This is a genomic window from Nonomuraea rhodomycinica (assembly GCF_013363995.1).
Lineage (GTDB): Bacteria > Actinomycetota > Actinomycetes > Streptosporangiales > Streptosporangiaceae > Nonomuraea > Nonomuraea rhodomycinica.
This window is the reverse complement of sequence record NZ_JABWGO010000010.1, coordinates 257,357-281,169: the sequence shown is the minus strand read 5'-3', so window position 1 is coordinate 281,169 and position 23,813 is coordinate 257,357. Positions and strand designations below refer to the sequence as shown.

Sequence of the window (23,813 nt, the reverse complement as noted above, 5' to 3'; positions counted from 1 at the left end):
GGGCTCCGGCTTCTCCCGGGGCCTTTCGGCGTTGCGGGGCTGCTTCATCCCGCACATACTCCGGATCACGGCCATCCACCTGGGGAAACACGCCCGGATCCATCCCGCGTATATCCCGTGACCACCGACAAACGGCCGCTCAGGGCTGCATCTGGCTGCACACCCCTGAAACGCAGAAGAGGCCCCGAAGGGCCTCTGACCTGCTGTTACTGCTGGTGGCAGGTGCAAGGTTCGAACTTGCGTAGGCTGAGCCGACGGTTTTACAGACCGCTCCCTTTGGCCACTCGGGCAACCTGCCGTGTCTTCCGCTCTCGCGGCGACAGACAGAAGAATAGCGGACTTCCGGGGTGCACGTGACACCGGTTTGTACCGCCCGGGGATCGCGGCCGTGCCGGCGTCGGATGGTGGCAGGGTGGAGGGGTACGGGCCTGGTGGACTGCACTAGGGGCCGATGCTGGCTAGGCTCGTGGGCTGGGTCCGTGTTCACGGGGGCGCGATGCGTGGTCGGCGAGCCCGGAGGCCGGGCCGGACACCGCAGACATGCGTTCGCAGCTGAGAGGATGTGCGTTTTGGCCGATTCGTCTTTCGACATCGTCAGCAAGATCGACCGCCAGGAGGTCGACAACGCGCTGAACCAGACCGTCAAGGAGATCGGGCACCGTTTCGACTTCAAGGGCACGGGGGCGAGCATCGCCTGGTCCGGGCAGGACAACATCGAGATCAAGGCGAACAGTGAAGAGCGGGCGAACGCCGCGCTCGACGTGTTCAAGGAGAAGGTGGTCAAGCGGAATCTGTCGCTGAAGATCCTGGACGCGGGCGAGCCCAAGCTGTCGGGCAAGGAGTACCGCATGCTGGTGAGCCTCAAGGAGGGCATCGACCAGGAGAACGCCAAGAAGATCTCCAAGCTGATCCGCGACGAGGGCCCCAAGGGCGTCAAGGCGCAGATCCAGGGCGAGGAGTTGCGGGTCAGCTCGAAGAAGAAGGACGACCTGCAGGACGTCATCTCCCTGCTCAAGGGCAAGGACCTCGACATCGCGCTGCAGTTCGTCAACTACCGGTAGAACTCACGGTAGTTCTACCGGTAGTTCTACCGGCGGTCCTGCTGGTGGTTCCGCCGGTAGGCGGAGGTCGAGCGCGGCGGGCCGGGGCGCACGCAGTTCTTGTGGTCGTTCCGCATCGCTGCCTGCGTCCCGGGCCGGCCGGTCCGGCAGGCTCACCGGCGGCCGAGGGTGTCCTCAGCCGAGTTGGGAGCGCAGGATCACCAGGTTCTCCCAGTCTCCTCGCGACAGCCCGTACACGCGGGCGAGAACGTCCAGCTCCTGCGTCGTGGGCAGGCTGAGGCCGCGTTCGAAGCCGGTGAGGTCCGGTGCGGCCACCCCCGCTCGCCGGCCGGCCTCCTCGACGGTGAAGCTCTTTCCCTCGCGGGCACGGCGCAGCGTGTCCGCCAGCGCGGCCCGGGGACCGGTCAGGGGCGGCGCGGTCCCGGGGCCGGCCGCCGCCGCCTGAGGCGGTTCGGGCGAAGGTGACGTGAGCGGGTCGTCCGGCGTGCCGAGCCCGCTCAGGAACGCCACGGCGACGACCACCACGATGATCGCGATCAGCCCGAGGCCGCCGCCCGTCGCGACCGCGCGGCGCACGTGCGGCCGGACCCACACCGATCTGCCGTCGCCGAGCCGCCGCCAGTGCCCCCTCACCTTCACCCTCACCATGGCTGGAACGTACGGACGGCCGGATCCCGGGTCCAGGTTCCGGCGGGAGAGGGTTCCGTACCAGGTGACTCGATCGGCGGGTCGGTAGGCTCGGGCGGCGTGACGATGATTCCCCTCCGGCGCTTCACCGCGCGGGTCCTCCCCGTCGACGATCAGGGCCGGGTTCTGCTGCTGTACGGGTTCGAGCCCGCGCGCCCCGACGAGCGCTTCTGGTTCACGATCGGCGGGGCGCTGGAGGAGGGCGAGACGCTGCAGGAGGCCGCCGCGCGCGAGCTGCGCGAGGAGGTCGGCATCAGCGCCGAGGTGAGCGAGTTCACCGGCCCGTACGGCACCAGCACCGTCGAGTTCTCCTTCGCCCAGTACGCCATCACCCAGGACCAGACGTTCTTCGCGGTACGGGTGGGCGCGGCCGAGGTCTCGTTCGACGACATGGAGGAGATCGAGAAGGCCACCACCGTGGAGCACCGGTGGTGGAGCGCCGAGGAGCTCGAGGCCACGGACGAGGTCGTCCACCCCCCTGAGCTGGCCGGTCTGTTGCGGCGGATCACTGGGGGCGGAGGACCCGCGTAGCGCCCGCGATCAGCGCCGTCGCCAGGATCCAGCCGGCGACGATCAGCCCGTACGCGAGCCCCTGCGTCCATCCGGCCGGGTCGAACATCTCCCGCTGCCCGAACGTGGGCAGCGGCAGCAGCAGGTCGAAGCTGTAGGCGAACGAGTCGAAGACCGGCGCCTCGTCCGGCTTGAGGGGGCGCGGCGGGTTGAGGCCGAAGGCGACGGTGCCGGCGAGCAGCAGCAGGGCGAACCAGACCCCCGCCAGCCAGGGACGGTACCCGTAGCCGACCGTGACGTCGAGCAGCCGCCCCCACGCCCGCTGGCCCGGCCCCTGGGTGCGGCGCCTGGCGCGGAGCTTGGCGAGCTGGGCGCGCCGGGCGAGCCCGTCGTTGCCGTCGCGCAGGTACCAGGCGGCGAGCTGCTCGTACGGCTGCGGCCGGAAGCCCTCCGGGTCGCGCGCGACCCACTCCACGCGCCGCTCCACGCCGCTGCCGCGCAGCCGGTCGTACGTCAGGCCGTTGAGCCGCAGCTTCTCGGGCCAGGTGGCGGGATCGTCCTGCAGGGTGCCGACGCGGGCGTAGGTGAGGTTGACGACGCCGTCGACGGGCGTGGACGGCTTGAGGTAGAGCTCGCGGATCTCCGCGTGGCTGGCGTGCAGCGCGTACGGGGTGTCGGGGCTGCTCAGCACGCCGTTGACGGAGAGCGTGCCGCTCACGCGCGCCCCGCGCAGCCGCACGCAGCCCGCCGCCGTGAAGCCGCGGGTGAGGTGGACGGCGCCCTCGACCACCATGTCGTCGGCCCTGATCGCGTGGCCGCCGGGGTTGCGGACGGTCGCGCCCTCGAAGTTGAGGTCGCCGTTCACGCGGCTGCCGGCCAGGCGGACGCCGCCGGTGATGTCGGCGTCCCGGAACGTCGCTCCGCTCTCCACGACCATCGAGCCGGCCGACAGGGCCCACACGTCGTCGGCGGTCAGGCGGACGCCGCCCAGCCACAGCCCGCTCTCGAACACGGCACGGGCCAGGCGGACGGTGCCGGTGATGTGCGAACCGGACAGGCTCAGGTGGCCCGCCACCCGCATGCCGCCGCCGCTGAAGCCGGGCAGCGCGCAGTCGATGAGGCGGACGGTGCGGGTCGTGGTGGCGGTGAGGAGGACGGGTTCGTCCAGATGGCAGCCGCCGAGCGCGAGTTCGTGCTCCACCCGGCCGCCGAGGATGGACAGGGAGCCGGTGATCCGCGCCCCGCGTAACCGCACGGCCGCCACCGAGCCGGGCGCGGCCTCGCGGGCGCCCAGCAGCAGGGACGCGATCACCTCGGCGCGGATCGTCCGGTCAGGGCCCCAGGTGTCGCCGTCCTTGGGGGCCTTCTGCCCCGCCGTGGTGCCGGGGCCGGTCGCCACCGGGGCGAGCTCCACGGTCTCCCCGGTGGGAAAGGCGTTCCACAGCTTGCGTTCGGCCTCGCTGAGCCGGGGGGATCGGGCCATGGGGACGATTATCACCTGCTGGTCCGTACGGGAGGCCTCAGCGGCGGTAGCCCGCCATGCGCTCCAGCCGGGCGACGCGCTCGGACGTGGGCGGATGCGTGGAGAACAGCCGGCCGAAGCCCGAGCCGCTGAACGGGTTGGCGATCATCATGTGGGACGCCGAGGTGAGGCGGCTGTTCTCGGGCAGCGGCAGGCGGCGCGCGCCCATCTCGATCTTGCGCAGGGCGGAGGCGAGCGCCAGCGGGTCGCCGGTGAGCCGGGCCCCGGACTCGTCCGCCTGGAACTCCCGCGTACGGGAGATCGCCGCCTGCACCATGCCCGCGGCCACCGGCCCCAGCACCATCATGAGCAGCGCGCCCACGAACCCCGGCCCCTCGTCGTCGTCCGAGCCGCCGAAGAAGACGGCCACGTAACTGAGCCAGGTGATCATCGTGGCCAGCGCCCCGGCCACCGACGAGAGCAGGATGTCGCGGTTGTACACGTGCGACAGCTCGTGCCCGATCACGCCGCGCAGCTCCCGTTCGTCCAGGAGCTGGGTCAGTCCGTACGTCACGCAGACGGCCGCCCTGCGCGGGCTCCGGCCGGTGGCGAAGGCGTTCGGCTGCACGGTGGGCGACACGTACAGGCGCGGCATCGGCTGGCGGGCCTGCGTGGACAGCTCGCGGACGACGCGGTACAGGCCGGGGTGCTCCACCTCGCTGACCGGCCGCGCCCGCATGGCGGACAGGGCGATGCGGTCGGAGAAGAACCAGGCGACGGCGTTGCTCACCACGGCCAGCACGAACGCGATCCGCAGGCCGGTACCGCCGCCCAGCCACGCACCCGCGGTGAGGATCAGCGCCGACATGCCGCCCAGCAGGACGGCGGTGCGCAGGCCGTTGTGGTGCAAGGTCCCTCCCTTCGTGGTGGGGGTTCACCTGCTCCAACGACTGTGGCGGGCTCCATCGTTCCCGGGCGCGCGCGGCCGGGCGCCGCCTCCCGCGGAGATCGCAGGTCAGCGCGCCGGGGGCAGGTGCATGTGGACGCTGGTGCCGCGGCCCGGCCGGGACGCCAGGCTGGTCCGGCCGCCGGCGTCCTCCACCGCGCCGCGCGCGCTGCACAGGCCGAGCCCGGTGCCCCGTTCCCTGGTGGTGAAGAACGGCTCGAAGGCGTGCTCCGCCACCTCGGCCGGCATGCCGTGGCCGGTGTCGTGGACGGTCAGCCGGACCCGCTCGTCGCCCTCCGCCGGGGCCGTCTCGATGGTCAGCCGTCCGCCGTCGGGCATCGCGGCCAGCGCGTTGACCATCACGTTGAGCAGCGCGTTCTCCAACGCGGCCCGGTCGATGCCGACGGCGGGCAGCCCCGGGGACAGCCGGGTGTCGAGCTCGACGCCGCCGCCGAGCGCGGGGCGCAGCATGGCGGCCGTCTCCTCGACGACCGCGTTCAGATCGGTCCGGTCGGTCCGGTCAGTACGGTCGGTCCGGTCGGTCCGGTCGGTGCCGTCGGTCGGGTCGGTCCGGTCGGTCGGGTCGGTCCGGTCGGTCCGCCCTGGGCCGTGCGCGCGGCCGGGGGCCAGGAGCCGCCGGGCCAGGGCTTCGCCGCGTTCGGCCGCCTGGCGGATCCGCTCGACGTCGGCGCGGCCGGGAGCGTCCTCGGGCAGCGCGTCGAGGGCCAGCTCGGCGTGGCCCAGGATCACCCCGAGGAGGTTGCCGAGGTCGTGGGCGAACCCGCCGACGTCCAGGCCGGCCTCGCGCAGCAGCCGCAGCGCGTCCCTTCGCGCCTCGCCGTCACCTCCCGCGCCCAGACGAAGCCGCGCCTCGCGGCCCTCACCCTCCCCGCACAGGCGAGACCGCGCCTCGCCGTCGTCGGCCCTACACAGCAGAACGTGAATCGGGACCATCGTGCATGTCCCCTCCGTCTCCGAACCTGTAGCCCACACCGTGCACCGTGCGCACCCAGCGACCGGACCGGGCGTCGTCGCCGAGCTTGCGCCGCAGGTTGGCGATGTGGACGTCTATCACGTGGGCGTTGCCCGGCCAGTCGGTGTGCCAGATCGCCCGGGTCAGCGTCTCGCGAGGCCATACCCGCCTCGGACTGGAGGCGAACAGCACCAGCAGGTCGAACTCGATGCGGGTCAGCGACACGGGCCGCCCCGCCAGGTGCACCTCGCGGCTCTCCTCGTCCACGACCAGGTCACCGAACTCGTGGACCCCCGCCCGTTTTCGGAAGGCGCTCTCCGAATCGCGGCGCGGCCGCCGGAACATCGCCGCGACGCGCGCCCGCAGCTCCCGCGGCGAGAACGGCTTGGTCAGGTAGTCGTCGGCGCCCACCTCCAGGCCGATGAGCCGGTCCTCCTCGTCCGCCCGGCCCGACACCATGATCACGTACGCGCTCGTCATGCCCCGCAGCCGCCGGCACACCTCGATGCCGTCCATGTCCGGCAGCATGAGGTCGAGCGTCACCAGGTCGGGCCGCCTCCGAGCGACCAGTTCCAGCCCCTCGGCTCCGGTGTTCGCCTCCGACACCTCGAATCCGGCCATCCGCAGGACCTCGCACAACAGCCACCGCACCTCCGCGGTGTCCTCGATGACCAGCGCCTCCGGCCGTTCCACGACGCATCACCTCTGTCAGCCACCGATCGCCAGCGAGCGCGGTGGCGGCGCGGTCGCACGACCGTGACCCTGGCGATCCCTCCCCCGTCAGGCGTCACTTACCGCCGCTGGGCGCCGTGAAACCGCTTCCCGGCAGATGCGACGCGCAGATCGGTGAAGCAGGTCGTCGCGTCCTCGTCGTAAAGCCCGATGTGGCCGCCCTGATAGGGCCGTTCGCGGTCGCGGAAGCGCACCAGCCGGCGGCCGTCGACCGCGGCCGTGATCGTGTCGCCCACCTGCTGGACCTCGATCGTGTGCCACACGCCGAGCGCGTACGACCGGGTGCCCGTGGCGAGGTACCGCTGGTTGCCCGGGTAGCCGGGGGTGACCTTGCCGAGCTCCCAGCCGTTCGGTTTGGGCACGAGGTAGTAGAAGTGGTCGTCGTCCGTGTAGTGCCACACGACCCAGGCGACCTCCCAGGCGTTGGGCGTGGGCCGCCGTAGCTGGTGCAGGGTCCTGGCCCGGACGCGGATCCGGACGTCCGCGTAGCGGCCGGTGGTCAGGGCCAGCGCGGCGTGCGTCTCGGCCGGGCTTCGCGCGGGCCGCGGCGAGAGCTGCCACACGCCTCGGCCGCCCGCCTGGTACGTGCACGCCCTGCCGTACCCGTCGTACGACAGCAGCAGCCCCGCCCGGACGGTCCCCTCCGGCCATGGGGCGCACGGGGCGGGCCCGGCGGGGACCGCCGGGTGGGCGAGCAGCGCGACGGCCGCCAGCGCGGGGACCGCGAGCGCTCTCACGCGTGCTCCCGCGACGGCTCCGGCTGCCGTGACGGCTCCGGTTCCCGTGACGGTGACGGTGACGGTGCCGCCCCCGGTGACGGCTCGGCCAGCCGTTCGGTCTTCATCCAGACCCGCCGGCCGCGCGCCGCCCGCCACAGCCCCCGCCAGGCCGCCACGAGCCAGATCAGGTTGTACACGATGAACAGGTGGCCGTGGACGAGCCCGCGCAGCCGCCCCATGTCGCCGGTGATGCGCGCGTACAGCGGCCCGAACAGGTAGGCCGCGCCGAACGTCAGCGCGTACCACGACGCGATCGGCACCGGCTGGACGAGCTGCTCGCGCGCCAGCGGCGAGAACGCCACGCCCACCAGGGACGCGACCAGCGAGAGCGTCATGAAGGCGCCCACGAAGATCAGCAACGGGCTGAGCAGCACGTTCAGCAGGTCGATCGCCTTACGGCCGGACGCCCGCTCGACCACCGAGGGCACGAGCCGCAGCGCCTGGAGATGTCCCTGGTACCAGCGTGAGCGCTGCCTCGCCAGGGCGCGCGTGCTGACGAGCCCCTGCTGGCTCACGGTCGCGTCCGGCACGCAGACGGTGCGCCAGCCGGCCAGCACCATCCGCACGCCCAGGTCCAGGTCCTCGGTCAGGCTGGGCGACCAGGGGTCGTCCCCCAGGTCCAGCAGGGCGCTCAGCCGCATGATCTGGCCGTTGCCGCCGAGCCCCGCCGAGCCGATGCCGGTGCGGGTGCGCTGGAACATCCAGGTGTAGACGACGAACTCCATGTCCTGCATCCGCGCCAGGAGGCTCTGCGCCCGGTTGCCGATCCGCACGCCCATCTGGACGGCGCCGACCCGCGGATCGGCGAAGTACGGCAGCGCCTTGTCCAGGCCGCCCGGGTCGAGCCGGCCGTCGGCGTCCATCAGGCAGACGAGGACGTGGTCGGCGTCGCCGTCGGGCAGGTCCTCCGCCAGGCGGCGCAGGGCGTGGTTGAGCGCGCGTCCCTTGCCCTGGCGGGCGTTCGGCGGCTCGCGCCGCAGCAGCCGGACCCGCGGGCCGGCGACCCGCCGGACCACCTCGGCCGTGCCGTCGTCGGAGCCGTCGTCCACGACCAGGACCGTTCCGCACGGCAGGCCGCGCAGCGTGCCGGCGATGACGCGCTCCTCGTTCAGGCAGGGCACCAGGAAGACGACGGAGAAGCCGTCGCCGTCGCCGGCGGGCCGCTCGACGGTGCCCGCCGTCTCCAGGTACATCCCGAGCGTGTACGTGAACACCAGCAGCACCGCCGACAGCGCGCACAGGATCAGCACGTTGATCATCGAAGCCTCCGCCGGGCGACCGTTACGGTGATCATCGGCGCCTCCGCTGGGCGGCCAGCGCGAGGGCGCCGAGGACGACGACGTACAGCGCGAACAGCAGCCCGGCGACCGCCAGGGCGAGCCGGGCCACCTGGAACGCCGTCGCCCCCACGTCCGCGGCCCGCGCGAGGAGCAAGGCGGCTTCTGTCATGCCGGTCACCTCTCTTCCCTCATGACTGACAGGTCCCTCATGACTGACAGGGCTTCTCCCTCACAGCCGGCAGGGCGCCACGAAGCGGTATCCCATCGACCGCATGCGGCCGACGATGCGCTCCAGCCGGTCGGTGCCGAGGAAGGGGTGGTAGAAGAAGCCCGCGACGTTGTCGCGCACCACAAGCTGCGCGCGGGCGTGCTCCAGGATGGTCGCGGGCGTGCCGTCGTCGTCCGCGGTCGGGCGCAGCTCCACCAGGCCCAGGCTCTCGGGGATGACGACGCTGCCGTAGACGTCGCGGGTCACGTACGGGGCGAACTGCTCGTCCATGTACGGCGACACCGGCGCGTGGCGCTGCCAGCCCGGGGTGAAGTAGGAGCCGCGGTCGTAGCGGGCGGCGAACCTGCGCGCGATGACGCGGTAGTCGGCCGGCGAGGCGGCGTAGTGAGGCACCTCGAAGACGCGCGGCTCCGGCAGGCCAGCCGCGCGCACCTCGGCCGTCGCCAGGTCGAGGCGGTGCTCCATCCAGGCGGACGAGTCGCCGTGGATCGTCCCGTCGTAGATGAGCCGCTGCTGGGCGTCGAAGTGCGTGCGGAAGAACTCGAAGTCCTGGCCGGTCTCCCCGTTGGTCGGGTTGGGCGGGCCGTCCGACTGGTGGGTGTAGCCGTGCAGGACCATCGTGCCGCCGTGATCCAGCAGGTAGACCAGGGACCGCACCAGCTCCGGGCGGTCGCGCAGGCGGATGGTGGCCCGCTTCGGGCCGTCCGGCAGCGGGCCGCGGTAGACCGGGATGACGCCGAAGCTGAACGGGACGCCCAGCCGGTACAGCGTCTCGCCCGCCGCGCGGACGGCCTCTGGATCGGCCTGCGGCCCGAGGTCCTCCAGGCGGACCAGCGCGCGGTGACGGACCGGCGTGCCCGGGGCGAGCAGGTCGAACAGCAGGTCGGACACGGCCAGGAAGCGGTCGTCGTCCTCGTCGACGTTCACCGCGGCCTCGGCGACGTAGGTGAGGTTGCCGGACCTGACGGCCCAGGGACGCGTCCGGCCGTCCGTGGTGACCGCCGTGGCCAGCACGCGCGCCCTGCGGGGGTCGAGTCCCGCGAACGTGCCGATCGGGCCCTGGTCGGGGTCGCGGCTCAGCAGCACTCCCTTGTACCGGACGCCGCTGACGCCCGCCAGGCCCTGCTCCGCGGCGCGTACCCGTCCGGACTGCGGGAGCGGCGGCCGGGCTTCGGGGCCCTGGCGCGGAACCCGGCGCGGCGCCAGGCCCGAGCCGCCCCACCGCCAGCCGTACCGCTGGGCGAAGCGATCCGAGGTGGTGAGCGTGCCGATGTTGCCGCCCAGCCAGAGGACGGGCCCCTGACCGGCGAGCACGTCGTGGCGCAGGGCCGACGGAAGCCGCTGGACGCTCGACATGCCCACGTACACCAGGGCGCGGTGCCTGCCCAGCATGCCGGCCCGGTAGGCGCTCGTCCGGATCACCCGTACCGGGCCGAAGTGGGAGACCAGGTTGGCGGCGCGAGTGGCGTACACCTGGAACGCGGCGGGGCCGTCGGCGTCGTCCACGGCGATCAGCGTCGCGGTCGCGTCTCTCCCGCCCTTGCCGGGTCGGTGTCCGGTGGTCTCCTCCGCGCGGGCGCGCGCGGCCGCTGCCGCCGGGCCCGTGTACTGCGCGCCGGGCGCGTCGGGGCCGCTCGTGCTGCACTTCGGCCACGTACGGGGTGCGGGCAGGGTCGCCGGCTCCTTGCCGGAGAAGATCCCCAGGCTGGCGCCGGACACGACGAGGCCGCTCAGGAGCAGCGCCGCCAGCCATCTGAGGCCGGTGTGCCGCCGCGGCCCGTCCGTACGCCCGCCGTGGCCGCCCATCGCCCGACCCTGCTCCACACGCTCGGGGCCGCTCTTCGAGCCACCACCGTTCGCACGCTCGGGGCCGCTCATCGAGCCACCACCCGTCGCACGCTCGGGACCGCTCATCGAGCCGCCACCCTTCGCGGGCGCCGGGCCGCCGCGGTCTCGGTCCGATCGTGCTGCTCGGGCAGCACGCCGAACGGGACGGGCCGCGGACCGAGGCCGAAGAGGTGGGCCAGCGCCGCCAGCACCCGCTCGGTGGCCCGCCCGTCGCCGTAGGGGTTGCGCGCCCGCGCCATGCGCCGGTACTCCTCGGGCGAGTGGAGCAGCATGCTGACACCGGCCACGATGCCGTCCTCCTCGGTCCCGACCAGCCGTGCGGCGCCGGTGCGGATCGCCTCGGGACGTTCCGTGGTGTCGCGCATCACGAGCACCGGCTTGTCGAGGCTCGGCGCCTCCTCCTGGATCCCGCCGCTGTCGGTGAGCACGAGGTACGAGCGGCGCAGCAGGCGGGCGAAGTCGCCGTAGTGCAGCGGCTCGGTGAGGGTGACGTTCGGATGCCGGCCGAGGCGCGGGAGCAGAGTGCGCCTCAGCTCCGGGTTCGGATGCAGGGGGAAGACGAGGCGCACGTCCCGCCTCCCGGCCGCCGCCAGCCGTGCCAGCGCCCGGGCGATGCCCTCCATCCGGTGTCCCCAGGACTCTCGGCGATGCGCGGTGACCACGATGACGCGCCGGCCGTCGTCATCGAGCCCGGCCAGCCTCGGTTCCCTGTATCCGTGCCCCGTGCGGGTGCTCCTCAGGAGCGCGTCGACCACCGTGTTCCCGGTGACGACGACCGACTCGGCGGGGACGCCCTCACGCAGGAGGTTGTCCGCGCTGTCGGACGTCGGCGCCAGGTGGAGGGTGGTGATCCGGCTCGTCAGGGTGCGATTCGCCTCCTCGGGGAACGGCGAGAACAGGTCGCCGCTGCGCAGCCCGGCCTCCAGGTGCACGACCGGCACCTGGTGGTAGAAGGCCGCGAGCGCTCCGGCCAGCGTGGTCGTGGTGTCCCCCTGCACGACGACCGCGTCGGGACGGCACGCGGCCACCAGACCGTCCAGCCCGGACACCGCCCGGCTCGTCAACTCGGCGAGGGTCTGTCCCTGCCGCATGATCCCGAGATCGACGTCCGGTTCGATGCCGAACGTCTCGTGGACCTGGTCGAGCATCTCGCGGTGCTGCCCTGTCACGACGACGACCGGCTCGAAGAGCTCTGTTTCGGCGAGTCCGATGACCAGGGGCGCCACCTTGATCGCCTCCGGCCGCGTGCCGTAGACGACCATGACGCGACGCACGCCCGGCGCCGCACGGCCGGTGCCCATGAGCCTTGTTGAGGAGCACATAGAACGACATCTCGCACCAGAACGTTCAGCAATCCTCAAGACGACCTCAGCGCTGCCTCAATTCACCAGGACAACACCCCAGGTCCGGGAGGCCGGCGGACCGGAGCGGACCCAAGGGAGGCGGCGAGACGTGGCCGGAGACGCGGAACCGTTCTGAAGCGGGCTACGAAGTCAGGTCGAACACCAGCTGGGGCGCCACCGAGAACACCACCGTGATCGCGACCGCCAACCCGACGGCCACCCAGGTGGCGGGGAACGCGCGCCGGCCGATCACCGACGGCGCCGGGGTCAGGACGCGGGCGGTCCAGGCCACGTAGTAGTAGAGGCCGATCACCGTGTTGACCGCCATGACCACCGCCAGCCAGCCCGCCCCGCCGTTGACGATCTCGCGGAAGACCACCACCTTGGCGAACAGCCCGGCCAGGCCGGGCGGCAGACCCGCCAGGCAGACGAGGCAGAACGCCAGCGACAGGCCCGCCACCGGGCTGCGGTAGGCGAGGCCGCGATAGTCGTCCAGTTCGTTGCGCGCGGACGTCCGGGACACGAGCATGACGACGGCGAACGCGCCGAGGTTCATGGCGGCGTAGATGACGAGGTAGGCCAGGGACGCCCCGACCGGCCCGCTCACCAGCACCTCACCCCCCGGCGCACCCACCGACGCCAGCACCTCGGCTCCCCGCCCACTCGCCGACGCGAACCCTCCGGCCCCCGGCACACCGGTCGCCGCCAACACCTCAGCCCCCGGCGTCGAACCGACCCCCTCGGCCCCTGGCACACCCGCCACCGCGGACACATGACCCGCCGCGCCCACCCAGGAACCCGAGTGGCCCCATGAACCTGACGAACCGGGCGAACCGGCCGCGGCGACTCTCTCGGCGGCCTGGGCGGCGACCGCGAGCGGGGTCAGGATGTACCCGGACTGGGCGACCGACGACCAGGCCAGCAGGCGTACGGCGGAGCGCTGGCGGAGGGCCAGCAGGTTGCCCACCGTCATGGTGAGCGCGGCGATGACGGCGACGACGGGCGTCCACGTCACGGACTGTCCGGAGAGCGCGGTGGTGAGCAGCAGGATCAGCCCCGCGAACCCCGCCGCCTTCGAGATCACGGACAGCAGCGCGGCGACCGGCACCGGAGCGCCCTGGTAGACGTCGGGCGCCCAGGCGTGGAAGGGCACCGCGGCGACCTTGAACGCGAACCCGGCCAGCACCAGCACGACGCCCACCGTGATGACGCCGGACGCCGGGGACGCCGCCAGCGCCTCCGCGGAGGACGCCCCCGCCGCACCCGGCGCGGGCACCGCACCGCTGAAGATCTCCGCCAGCCGCGAGAGGTGGACCGTGCCGCCGATGCCGTACAACAGCGACACACCGAACAGCATGATCGCCGTCGACACGACCGAGACGACGAACAGCTTGACCGCGGCCTCCGAGGCCCGCCCGTCGTACCGTTTCAGCGCCGTCAACGCGAAGACGGGGAGCGACACCAGCTCCAGCGCGACCACCAGCATGATCAGGTCGCGCGACGCGGGGAGCGTCACGGCGCCGGCGATGGCGCAGAGCAGGAGGAAGTACCACTCACCGGCTGGTATGCCTCCAGCCGCCAGCTCCGACATCGACATCAGCACGACGACCAACGCCGCGACCAGCACCAACCCGGCGAAGACCAGCGTGAACCGGTCGGCCACGAACGAGCACAGAGCCGCGGCCTGCTGCGACGCCTCACCGGACTGCCACGCGCCGACGGGGCCTGCCCCTCCGGCGGCCTGGGTCAGGTTGCCGGGTACGCAGAACGTGGCCGGGCCGCGGCCGTCCTGCCCCGCCTGCCCGAGCCGTACGGACTGGGCCACGACGAAGCCGAGGGCCACGACCACGCCCCCGATCGCCGTCAGGCCCAGCCCCGTCCTGACCCTCGGACCGGCGGGCAGGAAGGCGTCGAGGAGCAGCACGAGCCCGGCCACGAGCGCCAGCACGAGCGGTGGCGCGATGACGAAGTAGTCGATCTGCTGGGTCATGACAGGGCTCCCAGGAGCGTCTGCACGGCCGGCGTCGTGAGCGACAGCAGCAACCCGGGCCAGAGCCCGAAGAGCAGGATCAGGACGATCAGCGGCACCCAGGCGACCATCTCGTACGGCTGGATGTCGCGCGGCGGCCCACCGCCCGCACCGGGCTCATGACCACCGGGCTCATGACCACCGGACCCGGCAGTCCCCTCGGCCCGCGGGTCGTCGCCCATCGCGGCGATCTCCCCACCGGCTCTCTCCTCGGGCCCGCCCGCACCTCCCGCCGGCCCGCCCGCATCTCCCGCCGGCCCGCGCGTGCTCTCCCCCGGACCACCCACCGACCCGCCCGTGCTCTCCCCAGGACCACCCACCGACCCGCCTGTGCTCTCCCCAGGACCACCGGCGGCCCCCACCGTCGCTCCCGCGCCCACCAGGGCCGGACCTGGTCGGGAGGGCCGGCCGTGGGTGACACGCGAGAGCATGACGAGGAAGTACGCCGCCGTCAGCACCGCGCCCAGCCCGCCGATCACCATGTACGTCAGGAACAGCCCCCTCGGCAGCCCGTCCCCCGGCCGGAACGCCCCCAGCAGGGCCAGCATCTCGCCCCAGAACCCGGCCAGCCCCGGCAGGCCCAGCGACGCGATCGACGCGAACGTCAGCACCGCCCCCAGGTGCGGAAGCGTCGCCAGCATCCCGCCGCCCAGGGACGGCATGTCGGCTGTGCCGTACCGGTCCTTGATCGACCCCGCGAGGAAGAACAGCAGGCCGGTGATCAGCCCGTGGGCGACGTTGGCGAACAGGGCCCCGTTGACGCCCACCGTCGTCAGCGTCGCGAAGCCCAGCAGCACGAACCCCATGTGGCCCACCGACGAGTAGGCGATCATGCGCTTGAGGTCGCGCTGGGCGAGGCAGGCCAGGGCGCCGTACACGACGCCGACCACGGCCAGCGCCCCCAGCCAGGGAGCCGCGGCCACCGCGCCCTCCGGCAGGATCGGGATGGCGATCCGGGCGAAGCCGTACGTGCCCATCTTCAGCAGCACGCCGGCCAGCAGGACGGAGCCGGCCGTCGGCGCCTCGGTGTGGGCGTCGGGGAGCCAGGTGTGCAGCGGCCACATCGGCGTCTTGACCGCGAGGCCGAGCCCCACCGCCGCGAACGCGACGATCTGCGCGCCGCGCGACATGCCCGCGCCGTGCGCGCGGGCGAGGGCGACGATGTCCAGCGTGTCGGTCTGCGACCAGATGAACAGCAGACCGACCAGCATCACCACGGAGCCGAGCAGGGTGTAGAGGATGAACTTGGTCGCCGCCCCGCGACGGCCCTTGCCTCCCCACACCGCGATCAGGAAGTACATGGGGATGAGCACGATCTCGAAGAACACGAAGAACAGCAGCAGGTCGAGCGCCAGGAACGTGCCGACCATGCCGACTTCGAGCACCAGAAGCGTGAACACCAGCGCTCTCGGCCGCGTCCCCATGAGCCGTCCGGGCCCCCGCCCCCGGCCCCAGCCGAGGTACAGGAAGCAGAGGAACGTCAGCAGCGCCGTCAGCGCGACCAGCGGCAACGAGATCCCGTCGACGCCGAGATGGAAGCGCAGGCCGAGCCCGGGGATCCACGGCAGGTCGACGGTGTACTGCGGTGCCGCCGACCGCCCGTAGTCGAACACCGCCACCATCACCACGGCCAACGCCAGCGCGAGCCCCGAGACCGCCTGCCCGTAGAGCGGCAGGGCGGGGCGGAGCGCGGCGGGGGCGACGAGCAGGAGCAGCGCGCCGAGCAGCGGCACCGCGAGCAACGTGACCGGAAGCCAGCCCATCATGCGAACACCACCGCCGCAACGCCCGAGCCCGCCACACCAGGTCCGACCTGCAGCCCGCCCATCATGCGAACACCACCGCCGCCACAACGGAGTCCGCCACACCCGATGTGACCTGCAGCCCGGCCATCATGCGACCACCACCGCCGCAACGCCCGAGCCCGCGACACGGGCCGACCTGGAGCGCGCCCAACATGCGAACACCACCGCCGCAACACCGGAGCCAGCGACACCAGGTCCGACCTGAAGCCGCCGGTCATGTGAACACCACCGCCCCCACCGCGATCAGCAGCAGTCCGGCGAGCAGCCCGGTCACGTAGAGCTGGACGTTGCCGTTCTGGGCGAGGCGGAGCACCCCCGACAGTCCGCGCGCCGCCTGGCCGGAGCCGCGTACGGCGCCGTCGACGACCACGTCGTCGGTCCTGACGACCAGCCGGGCCATGGCCAGGACGGGCCGCGCGAACACGGCGGCGTACAGGGCGTCCACGTAGAACGCGCGCTCGCACGGCACACGCAGCGGCCCCAGCAGCCGGGCCGGGTCGGCGAGCGGCGCCGAGCGCCAGACCGCGTACACCACCCCGGCGCCGAGCACGGCCAGCACCACCCCGACCACCGCCACCCCGAGGTCGACGTGGACGCCGCCGGCGAACCCGAGCAGCAACGCCGGGACCGCCAGCAGCGCGACCGGCACGAGCATCGTCGGCGGTCCCTCCCGCACGTCGATGACGTGGGCCGTGCCCGGTTCGGGCTCGGGCAGGGCGACGACGGTCCTGCTCTCGCCGAAGAACGTGCGCAGCCACGCCCTGGTGGCGTACGCGCCGGTGACGGCGACGGTCGCGAGCGCGCAGCCGTACAGGAGCAGGGCGGCGGCGTCGGTGAGGCCGCCGCCGGCGAGCGCGCCCTCCATGGCCGCCAGCACGGCGTCCTTGCTGAAGAAGCCGCTGGCCGGCGGCAGGCCCATCAGCGCGGCGAATCCCACGGTCATCGCCGCGAACGTCACCGGCAGCGAGCGTCGCAGGCCGCCCATCCGGCTCATCAGGTTGGCGCCGACGTGGTGGATGACGACACCCGCGCACAGGAACAACAGCGCCTTGAACGCGCCGTGGGTGAGCAGATGGAAGATCGCGGCCTTCGCCGAGCCGGCCGCCAGACCGCCCGCCATGTAGGCGAGCTGGCTGATCGTGGAGTAGGCGAGCACGCGTTTGAGGTCGTCCTGGGCGAGTGCCGCCAGGGCGGCGCCGAGCATGCCGAGGGCCGCGATGACGGCCAGCACGTCGAGTGTGGGCCGGGCCGCGGCGAACGCCGGGAAGAGCCGGGCCACGATGAAGATGCCGGCGGCGACCATGGTGGCGGCGTGGATCAGCGCGCTGATCGGCGTGGGACCCGCCATGGCGTCGGGCAGCCAGGTGTGCAGCGGCACCTGGGCGCTCTTGCCCGCCACCCCGGCGAGCAGCAGCAGGGTGGCGGTCACGAGCGTGGCCACGGACATCTCGGGCACCTTGGACAGCACGTCGGAGATGCGGAAACTGCCCGCGGCGAGGCCGAGCGTGAACAGCCCGAACAGGAACCCGACGTCGCCGAGCCTGGTGACCAGGAACGCCTTGACCGCCGCCCGGGAGTTGGCGCGGTCCTCCCACCAGTGGCCGATGAGCAGGTACGAGCAGAGCCCCATGATCTCCCAGCCCACGTAGAGGACGAGGAGGTCGCCGGCGTAGACGACGAGCAGCATCGCGCTGGTGAACAGGCTGACGAACGCGCTGTAGGAGGGGTAGCGCGGGTCGTCGTGGAGGTAGCCCACGGAGTAGACCTGTACGGCCAGCGCGACCAGCGTGACGAGGACGCCCAGCACGGCGGAGAGGTCGTCGGCCTGGAGTGTCAGGGAGATGGGGATGCCGCCGGTGACGATCGTGCCGTAGGTGTGGCCCACGGGTCGCCCGGGAGCGGCGTCCGCAAGATAGGCGAAGCCGGGCGTCCAGGCCAGCGCGATGGCCAGGACGGCGGAGACGGCGGTCGGCAGCACGGCGAACCAGGCCGCCCGCCGATGCGCCCTCGGATCACCTTCCGTTCCGGCCGGGCCATCGCCTGGCGCGGGGCCTCCAGAGCCGACCGCACCACCCGACGCCCGCCCTCCAAAGCCAGCCGCGCCACCCGACGTCGGCCCCCCAGAATCGGCCGCACCACCCGACGCCCGCCCTCCAGAGCCGGCCGCACCACCCGACGTCGGCCCTCCAGACGGGGCGGCCGTGGTCGTACGGCTCTGACCGTACGTACCCGCCGGGCGGCGGGCGCGGGACAGGAGAAGGCCTGCCGCAGCGGCGACGAACGGCAGGAGCACGGCAAGAAGCGGGAAGGTCGTCACCGGTTGCCTCCTCGCTCGGCGTCGCGTTCGTGTTGGGCGGCTGGGTCGGCGTTTCGTGGCGGGGCGGACTCGTCGGTGGTCCGTGTGGCCCCGTCACCGCCTCCGGCCTCGGCATCCTGGTCGCCTGAGGGTGAAGTTCGGTCGCCTGAGGGTGAGGTTTGGTCGCCTGGCCGCGTGGTTTGGTCGGCTGACGGCGTGGCTTGGTCGCCATCGCTCAGCCGATTTGCCTGGTCACGCCCGTTGCCGATGGTGTCGCGTCGCGCGGCGGACTGCTGGGCGAGCTCCTCATCGATCGGCCCCGCGGCGTTGGCACCTTGTGGGGCCTCAGGGGAGGCGCTTTCGGGGCCTCTTGGAGGCGTGGTGCCTGACGCTGTCGATGGAGACTGGGAGTGGGACTCGGACCTGGACCCGGACCTGGACTCGGACCGGGGCTCGGACCGGGACCGCGCGCTCCCTGCGGCCAGGGGGGATGATGCGCTTTGCCCTGCCGATGCGGACTCGACGCTCTCTGCAGCCAGCGCGGAGGAGGCGCTGAGCTCTGCCGATGGGGATTGGGGGCTAGCTGCGGCCAGCGGGGCTGGGGCGCTTCGAGCTGGGGATGAGGCGCTTGGAGCTGCCGAAGAGGACTCGGCGCCCTCTACGGCTTCCCGGGATGGGGCGATCGATGGGGGCTGCGGGGAGTCGGCGGACGGGGGCGGGGCGTATGTCGGCGGCTCGGACAGCTCACGGAGGCGATCGATGTCGACGGTCCTGCGGTTGCGGTAGAGGGCCAGGATGATGGCCAGGCCAAGACCCACCTCCGCCGCCGCGATGACGATGACGAACAGCGTGAGCACCTGACCGCTGTGCAGCCGGTCGCGCAGCCACACATCGAACGCGACGAGGTTGAGGTTGACGGCGTTGAGCATCAGCTCGACGGACATCAGCACGAGGATCGTGTTGCGGCGGGCGAGCACGCCGTACACACCGATGGAGAACAGGAGCGCCGACACGACGGCCGGGTAGACGATGTGCATCAACGCCCCCCGGTGCGGTGCGTCGGCGGCTCAGGGCTGCTGGACGATCGGCCTGTCCCGTGGGACTCGTCTCCGGGCTCTTGAGGGTGGACAGGAGGAGAGCCGGGCGGCGGGATCGGCGGCGCGGAGATGTCCGAGGTGTTCGCCGAGGACGGGGAGTCGCCGCCCGGGATGTCCGTGCGGGACAGGACGATGGCGCCGATCAGGGCGGCCAGCAGCAGCACCGACAGCGCCTCGAATGGCAGCACCCACGTGCTGAACACACTGGCCCCGAGCTCCTTGGCCGCGCCCTGTCCCGGCCTGAGGGGTGCGTAGGCCGTGCGGAAACCGTCGACCACCACCGTCACCAGGACGGCGGCCGTGGCCGCGGCGACCAGCGCGGCGACGAGCCGGTTGCCGCTGTCGAGGTCGGCGGAGCGGCCAATCGGGGCCCGGGTGAGCATGATGCCGAACAGCATGAGCACCACCACGGCGCCCACGTAGATGAGGACCTGCACCCAGGCGACGAACTCCGCCGTCAGCACGAGGTAGCACCCGGCGAGCGCGCCGAAGCAGACCACGAGCCACAGGGCCGCGTGGACGAGCTGGCGGGTCGTGACGACGAGCAGCGCCGATCCGACCGCCACCGCACCCAGCAGCAAGAACACGATTTCTTGCCCGGTGGGCGACAGATAGGAGGGCACCGCCTCGGTCACTACTCCTCCTCAGGCTCCCTTGGGTCGTCAGGGTCGAGACGCCCGGGCGGGCGGATGGAGCGAGGATCGGCCATCCGGCGCCTGCGCGGCCTCGGGCCAGAAGTCTGCTCTTCTGGACCGGGGTTCGGCTGCGGCTCGCCCGAGGCTGTGGACAACTCTTCGCCGGATGAAGGGGCTGTGGATGACGGTTCCAGGGCCCCGCCTTCCCCTTGGGCGCCTTGGGCGGTTCCCGCGGATAGGCCCTCTTCGGGCCGTTCGGGCTGTTCAGGATTTCGGGAGGCAGGAGCGCCGCTGCCCGGCTCCGGCTGCTGCGGCTCGGGGGCGGTCGCGGCGGAAGTGTCGCCCTTGGACGGCCCTGAAGGGCGGTCTTCCGGGATGGGTGACGTGGCCGGCTTGTCGGCAGGCGAAGGCGGCGCGGGGAGGGCGCCGGGCGGGCGGATGCCACGGACGTTCGCCATGCGTGTTCTGCCCGTGGTCCGGGCCGGCCTCTCCGGGGCGCCCGACGCGCGGCCCGGCTTGTCGGCTCCTGCTCCTTGTCCTGGCTCCTCGATCTGAGAGGAGTGTCCCGGAGTCCCCGGGAGGGGGCCGGTCGTACGGGGTCCGGGCGCCGCGCCGGATGATGCGCCGGCTTCCTGGGTCGGTTCGGCCACGCGAGACTCCGCCGTCGGCGCACCCTTCGCGGCACCGGCAGAGCCCGACTCGGGCCTCGGCGCGTCTTGCGCGGTACCCGTGGAGCCCGACTCGGGCCTCGGCGCCTCCCGCGCGGTACCCATGGAGCGCGGCTCGGGCGCCGACGTGTCCTGCGCGGTACCGGTGGAGCGTGACTCGGGCGTGGGCGTGGCATCCGCGGGGTCCGTGGAGTGCGGCTCAGGCGTGGGCGAGGCCGGTGAAGGTCTGGGAGCCTGCGCTTCGGTAGTGCGGGCATCCTCCCTGGAGACACCCTCCCTGGAGGCATGCTCTCTGGGAACGTCCTCGCTGGCAGGAGTCGCGCGTGGTTCCACCGTACGGGGCGAGCCTTCCGGTGCGCCGGAGTCCTCGGCCGCAGCCGGGCGTCGGGCCGGCTCTCGTGCGGGGCCGCCCGGCGCGTCTCCTGTGCGGGATCCGGAAGACGTACCCGTCGCCCGGGATTCAGCGGACGTATCTGTCGCGCCGGGTTCGGAGGGCGTACTCGTGGCGGGGGCGGACGCCGTACCCCTTGAGCGCGCGGGGCTGGGCGCATCCCCCGTGCGAGGTGCGGCGGGAGTGCCCGCCGTCCGACCGCCGGCGGGTGTGCCTGTCGCCCGGGGACCTGCGGCGGGGCGGCGTGGGGCGGCGGCGAGTTCCTTGGGGGGCTCCGCGCCGGGGTCGTGGGCCGGAGGAGGGGGCACCGTGGGCACCCAGGCGGCGAGGCGGTCCTTCTCGTGCAGCAGGTTGCGGATGTCGCCCTCTGCGTATTCGAACTCGGGAGACCAGAACAGCGCGTCGAACGGGCACACCTCGATGCAGATCCCGCAGTACATGCACAGGGAGAAGTCGATGGCGAAGCGGTCGAGGACGTTGCGCTGACGGGGGCGGCCGCCCTCAGGCGCCGGAAGGGTCTCCTTGTGCGAGTCGATGTAGATGCACCAGTCGGGACATTCGCGGGCGCAGAGCATGCAGGAGGTGCAGTTCTCCTCGACCAGGGCGATGACGCCGCGGCTGCGCGGAGGGAGATCCGGCTTGACCTCGGGATATTGCTGGGTGACGGATTTGCGCAGCATGTGCCGGAGGGTGACGGAGAGTCCCTTCGCCAACCCAACACCCGGTATCCGCGCCATGGTCATCATCATTGCGCACTTGGCCGCGCACGTGAATGCGCCGGTCGCGTTGTCCCCAGTTTTTCCACAGCTATCCACAGGTTATCGGGAGGTTATCCACAAGATGGCTCCACAGCCGATATGAACCAGAGTGGGGCGATAGCCTTCCGGCATGTTGAACAGCCGGAGGCGCGATCCCAGTGGCCTGGCGTGGGCCGCCGCGGTGCTGTGGGCCGCCCTGCCGCTGTTGACGTGCGGGATGCTGACGCCGTTCACGATCGCGTTCGCGGCGTTCTGGCTGCGCAGCGTGTGGCAGGTCATCGCCGCCGCGTTCTACACCGTGTGCGTGGGCTCGTTCCTCATCGTCATCTTCGCGTACGACACGTTCGAGGACATCCCGGAGCCGATGTCCTCTCTCGTCTCGCTCGCCCTGGTCGTGACCTGGCTGGGCGGCGTCATCCACTCCGCCATCCTCGTGCCGCGCTTGGTCAGGGCCCGGCATCTGAGCCAGCCGGCGTCCATGGGCGAAGCGAGCCGCCAGAGCCCCCCTCCGTACATTCCTCCGCCCGACCTCCGCCGAAGTCCCGACCCGCGCTTTTCCCGGCCCGACGTCGACCCACGCTTTTCCCGGCCCGACGTCCGCCGGGACTCGGCCCCGCACACTCCCGCGCCCGACATCCGGCAGCGCCCGGCCCGGCACACCCCCGCGCCGAACCCCGCCGCGCATCACACTCCCACGCCCGACATCCACCGGAGTCCGTCCTCGCATCAGATCCCCGGACCGGGCGTCCATCAGGGCCCGGGCCGGCATGCTCCCGCGCCCGACATCCACCAGCGCACCACCTCGCCGACCTACGACCAGCGGAGTCCCGGGGAGCCGGAGTGGATCGGGCCTTACCGAGTGCTGCGATCGCTCGGCCGGGGCGGGCAGGGCGCCGTCTACCTGGCGCAGGCGCCCAGCGGCGCGCGCGTGGCGGTGAAGGTGCTGCACGACCTGGTCGACGAGACGGCTCGCGCCCGCTTCGCCCGCGAGGTGGAGGCGGCGCAGCGGGTGGCGACGTTCTCCACGGCCCGGGTGCTGGACGTGAACATCAGCGGGCAGCACGCGTACATCGTCAGCGAGTACGTGGAGGGGCCGTCACTGGAGCAACTCGTGCGCAACCACGGTCCGCGCGACGAGGACGGCCTCACGCGGCTGGCGTTATCCACAGCCGGGGCGCTCGCCGCCATCCACAAGGCCGGGGTCGTGCATCGTGACTTCAAGCCGAGCAACGTGCTGATCGGGAACGACGGGCCGCGGGTGATCGACTTCGGCATCGCGCGGGCGCTCGACCAGGTGACGGTGACGTCGGGGAAGATGGTCGGCACCCCGCCGTACATGTCGCCCGAGCAGTTGACGGGGGCGGCGGTGGGGCCGTCGTCGGACGTGTTCAGCTGGGGGGTGACGATGATGTTCGCGGCCACGGGACGGCCGGCGTTCGGCGAGGACACGGTGCCGGCGGTTTTCCACAGGGTGCTGACGTTCCACCCGGACCTGTCGCCGCTGCCGCCCGGCTTACGGAAGATCGTGGGATCGTGCCTCCAGAAGGCTCCGGAGGACCGTCCGGCGGCTGCGGATGTGATGCTGGCGATCATCCATTGATCGTGTGATCCGCATCAATGGGTGATCCGCATCCCGCTCGTCCACTTTCCGGCTGGCCCACTTTCCGGCTCGCCCACGGTCCCGCTCATCCAGGGTCCGGCTCACCCACGGTCCGGCCCGCCCACGATCGGGCTCATTTCGCGTCCTCCCCTTCCTGCGGTCCTCCGCTTCCTGCGGTCCTCCGCTTTGTGCGGGTCCGTCCCGGCGGCGGTCCGCTGTGCACCCTGCGGCTCGCCCACAGTCCGGCTCGCCCACGGTCCGGCTCGCCCGCGATCCGGCTCATCCGCGATCGGGCCCGCCCAGGATCGGGGTCATTTCGTCCTCTTCCTGCGGTCCTCCGCTTTGTGCGGGTCCGTCCCGGCGGCGGTCCGCTGTGCACCCTGCGGCTCACCTGCCGTACGGCTCACCCGCCGTGCAGATGGGGCTGCCTGGTTGCTGGTGGGCGGTGAAGGGCAGCCCTGGCGGCATCGGGCTTCCTGATGAGGTTTGTCGGTGCCTGCCCACGTGCAGCTCTGCTGGCATGGGAAGAGGCGCCTCAATCCAGGAACATCCGGTCCGATCCACGCAGTGACCGACCGAGGCCATCGCATATGGCCGATCAAGGCACTTGAGGCCCGCCGGGCCGTACGGGGCGCGGGCGGGCCTGCGTGGCGAGGGCGATCCTTCTCACCTGGCCGGCCAGGC

Annotated in this window: 18 protein-coding genes, 1 tRNA gene and 1 pseudogene; 3 read left to right on the top strand and 17 right to left on the bottom strand. The window is 72.3% G+C overall.

Annotated elements, in window-relative coordinates; translation table 11 throughout:
- Window positions 1–213 precede the first annotated feature (213 nt).
- Window positions 214–298, bottom strand: a tRNA-Tyr gene (locus HT134_RS33310).
- Between the two features lie 271 nt (window positions 299–569).
- Here HT134_RS33310 and HT134_RS33305 point away from each other — a divergent pair.
- Window positions 570–1,061, top strand: coding sequence for a YajQ family cyclic di-GMP-binding protein (locus HT134_RS33305; protein WP_175604441.1), 492 nt, complete (start codon window positions 570–572; stop codon window positions 1,059–1,061).
- 174 nt (window positions 1,062–1,235) lie between these two features.
- On the opposite strand, the gene HT134_RS33300 is transcribed toward HT134_RS33305, so the two are convergent.
- Window positions 1,236–1,709: a helix-turn-helix domain-containing protein gene (locus HT134_RS33300; RefSeq protein ID WP_175604440.1), complete on the bottom strand. Its 474-nt coding sequence runs from the start codon at window positions 1,707–1,709 to the stop codon at window positions 1,236–1,238.
- Between the two features lie 105 nt (window positions 1,710–1,814).
- On the opposite strand from HT134_RS33300, the gene HT134_RS33295 reads away from it, so the two are divergent.
- Window positions 1,815–2,279 (top strand): NUDIX hydrolase, encoded by a 465-nt coding sequence (locus HT134_RS33295; protein ID WP_175604545.1) that lies wholly within the window; start codon window positions 1,815–1,817, stop codon window positions 2,277–2,279.
- Here the strand turns inward: HT134_RS33295 and HT134_RS33290 are convergent.
- The 15 genes and pseudogenes from HT134_RS33290 to HT134_RS46230 form a co-directional block, all read right to left on the bottom strand.
- A complete protein-coding gene (locus HT134_RS33290) occupies window positions 2,254–3,741 on the bottom strand; it encodes a bactofilin family protein (RefSeq protein WP_175604439.1) in 1,488 nt (495 codons plus the stop codon). The genes HT134_RS33295 and HT134_RS33290 overlap by 26 nt on opposite strands.
- A gap of 37 nt (window positions 3,742–3,778) precedes the next feature.
- Window positions 3,779–4,630 (bottom strand): zinc metalloprotease HtpX, encoded by an 852-nt coding sequence (gene htpX / locus HT134_RS33285; protein WP_175604438.1) that lies wholly within the window; start codon window positions 4,628–4,630, stop codon window positions 3,779–3,781.
- A 105-nt stretch (window positions 4,631–4,735) separates the two neighbouring features.
- Entirely contained in the window at window positions 4,736–5,620 is an 885-nt protein-coding gene (locus HT134_RS47250; RefSeq protein WP_217708651.1) for a two-component system sensor histidine kinase NtrB, read from the bottom strand.
- Entirely contained in the window at window positions 5,592–6,332 is a 741-nt protein-coding gene (locus tag HT134_RS33275; RefSeq protein WP_175604437.1) for a response regulator transcription factor, read from the bottom strand. Before HT134_RS33275 ends, HT134_RS47250 begins: the two co-directional genes overlap by 29 nt.
- Before the next feature lie 98 nt (window positions 6,333–6,430).
- A complete protein-coding gene (locus tag HT134_RS33270; protein ID WP_175604436.1) occupies window positions 6,431–7,108 on the bottom strand; it encodes a 3-keto-alpha-glucoside-1,2-lyase-like domain-containing protein in 678 nt (225 codons plus the stop codon).
- On the bottom strand, window positions 7,105–8,409 hold the full coding sequence (locus tag HT134_RS33265; RefSeq protein ID WP_175604435.1) for a glycosyltransferase family 2 protein: 1,305 nt from the start codon (window positions 8,407–8,409) through the stop codon (window positions 7,105–7,107). The genes HT134_RS33270 and HT134_RS33265 overlap by 4 nt, the downstream gene beginning before the upstream one ends.
- A gap of 31 nt (window positions 8,410–8,440) precedes the next feature.
- Window positions 8,441–8,599 carry a hypothetical protein gene (locus HT134_RS33260; RefSeq protein ID WP_175604434.1) on the bottom strand — a complete coding sequence of 53 codons (159 nt, stop codon included), beginning with the start codon at window positions 8,597–8,599 and terminating at the stop codon, window positions 8,441–8,443.
- 60 nt (window positions 8,600–8,659) lie between these two features.
- Window positions 8,660–10,537: a DUF2334 domain-containing protein gene (locus HT134_RS33255; RefSeq protein WP_175604433.1), complete on the bottom strand. Its 1,878-nt coding sequence runs from the start codon at window positions 10,535–10,537 to the stop codon at window positions 8,660–8,662.
- A gap of 32 nt (window positions 10,538–10,569) precedes the next feature.
- Window positions 10,570–11,808, bottom strand: coding sequence for a non-hydrolyzing UDP-N-acetylglucosamine 2-epimerase (wecB, locus tag HT134_RS33250; RefSeq protein WP_217708650.1), 1,239 nt, complete (start codon window positions 11,806–11,808; stop codon window positions 10,570–10,572).
- 184 nt (window positions 11,809–11,992) lie between these two features.
- Complete coding sequence (locus tag HT134_RS33245; RefSeq protein ID WP_175604432.1) at window positions 11,993–13,840, bottom strand: NADH-quinone oxidoreductase subunit N; 1,848 nt, start codon at window positions 13,838–13,840, stop codon at window positions 11,993–11,995.
- Window positions 13,837–15,645, bottom strand: coding sequence for a complex I subunit 4 family protein (locus tag HT134_RS33240; protein ID WP_312888642.1), 1,809 nt, complete (start codon window positions 15,643–15,645; stop codon window positions 13,837–13,839). Before HT134_RS33240 ends, HT134_RS33245 begins: the two co-directional genes overlap by 4 nt.
- A 253-nt stretch (window positions 15,646–15,898) precedes the next feature.
- Window positions 15,899–17,662: an NADH-quinone oxidoreductase subunit 5 family protein gene (locus HT134_RS33235; RefSeq protein ID WP_175604431.1), complete on the bottom strand. Its 1,764-nt coding sequence runs from the start codon at window positions 17,660–17,662 to the stop codon at window positions 15,899–15,901.
- Between the two features lie 1,073 nt (window positions 17,663–18,735).
- Window positions 18,736–19,017, bottom strand: a pseudogene (gene nuoK, locus HT134_RS33230) (NADH-quinone oxidoreductase subunit NuoK); the annotation flags it as partial.
- Window positions 19,017–19,712 (bottom strand): NADH-quinone oxidoreductase subunit J family protein, encoded by a 696-nt coding sequence (locus HT134_RS33225; protein WP_312888641.1) that lies wholly within the window; start codon window positions 19,710–19,712, stop codon window positions 19,017–19,019. The gene HT134_RS33225 and the pseudogene nuoK, both read right to left, overlap by 1 nt.
- Window positions 19,712–21,346 (bottom strand): 4Fe-4S binding protein, encoded by a 1,635-nt coding sequence (locus HT134_RS46230; protein WP_246366077.1) that lies wholly within the window; start codon window positions 21,344–21,346, stop codon window positions 19,712–19,714. Before HT134_RS46230 ends, HT134_RS33225 begins: the two co-directional genes overlap by 1 nt.
- A 313-nt stretch (window positions 21,347–21,659) precedes the next feature.
- Between HT134_RS46230 and HT134_RS33215 the strand changes: the two genes are divergently transcribed.
- Window positions 21,660–23,129, top strand: coding sequence for a serine/threonine-protein kinase (locus tag HT134_RS33215; protein WP_175604430.1), 1,470 nt, complete (start codon window positions 21,660–21,662; stop codon window positions 23,127–23,129).
- Window positions 23,130–23,813: the final 684 nt, after the last annotated feature.

Excerpts from the sequence above, each read along its gene's own strand:
- HT134_RS33300 (WP_175604440.1), bottom strand. The coding sequence starts at position 1,709 with ATGGTGAGGGTGAAGGTGAGGGGGCACTGGCGGCGGCTCGGCGACGGC.
- HT134_RS33295 (WP_175604545.1), top strand. The coding sequence starts at position 1,815 with ATGATTCCCCTCCGGCGCTTCACCGCGCGGGTCCTCCCCGTCGACGAT.
- HT134_RS33290 (WP_175604439.1), bottom strand. The coding sequence starts at position 3,741 with ATGGCCCGATCCCCCCGGCTCAGCGAGGCCGAACGCAAGCTGTGGAAC.
- HT134_RS47250 (WP_217708651.1), bottom strand. The coding sequence starts at position 5,620 with ATGGTCCCGATTCACGTTCTGCTGTGTAGGGCCGACGACGGCGAGGCG.
- HT134_RS33265 (WP_175604435.1), bottom strand. The coding sequence starts at position 8,409 with ATGATCAACGTGCTGATCCTGTGCGCGCTGTCGGCGGTGCTGCTGGTG.
- HT134_RS33260 (WP_175604434.1), bottom strand. The coding sequence starts at position 8,599 with ATGACAGAAGCCGCCTTGCTCCTCGCGCGGGCCGCGGACGTGGGGGCG.
- HT134_RS33255 (WP_175604433.1), bottom strand. The coding sequence starts at position 10,537 with ATGAGCGGCCCCGAGCGTGCGAACGGTGGTGGCTCGAAGAGCGGCCCC.
- wecB (WP_217708650.1), bottom strand. The coding sequence starts at position 11,808 with ATGGGCACCGGCCGTGCGGCGCCGGGCGTGCGTCGCGTCATGGTCGTC.
- HT134_RS33245 (WP_175604432.1), bottom strand. The coding sequence starts at position 13,840 with ATGACCCAGCAGATCGACTACTTCGTCATCGCGCCACCGCTCGTGCTG.
- HT134_RS33240 (WP_312888642.1), bottom strand. The coding sequence starts at position 15,645 with ATGATGGGCTGGCTTCCGGTCACGTTGCTCGCGGTGCCGCTGCTCGGC.
- HT134_RS46230 (WP_246366077.1), bottom strand. The coding sequence starts at position 21,346 with ATGCTCTGCGCCCGCGAATGTCCCGACTGGTGCATCTACATCGACTCG.
- HT134_RS33215 (WP_175604430.1), top strand. The coding sequence starts at position 21,660 with ATGTTGAACAGCCGGAGGCGCGATCCCAGTGGCCTGGCGTGGGCCGCC.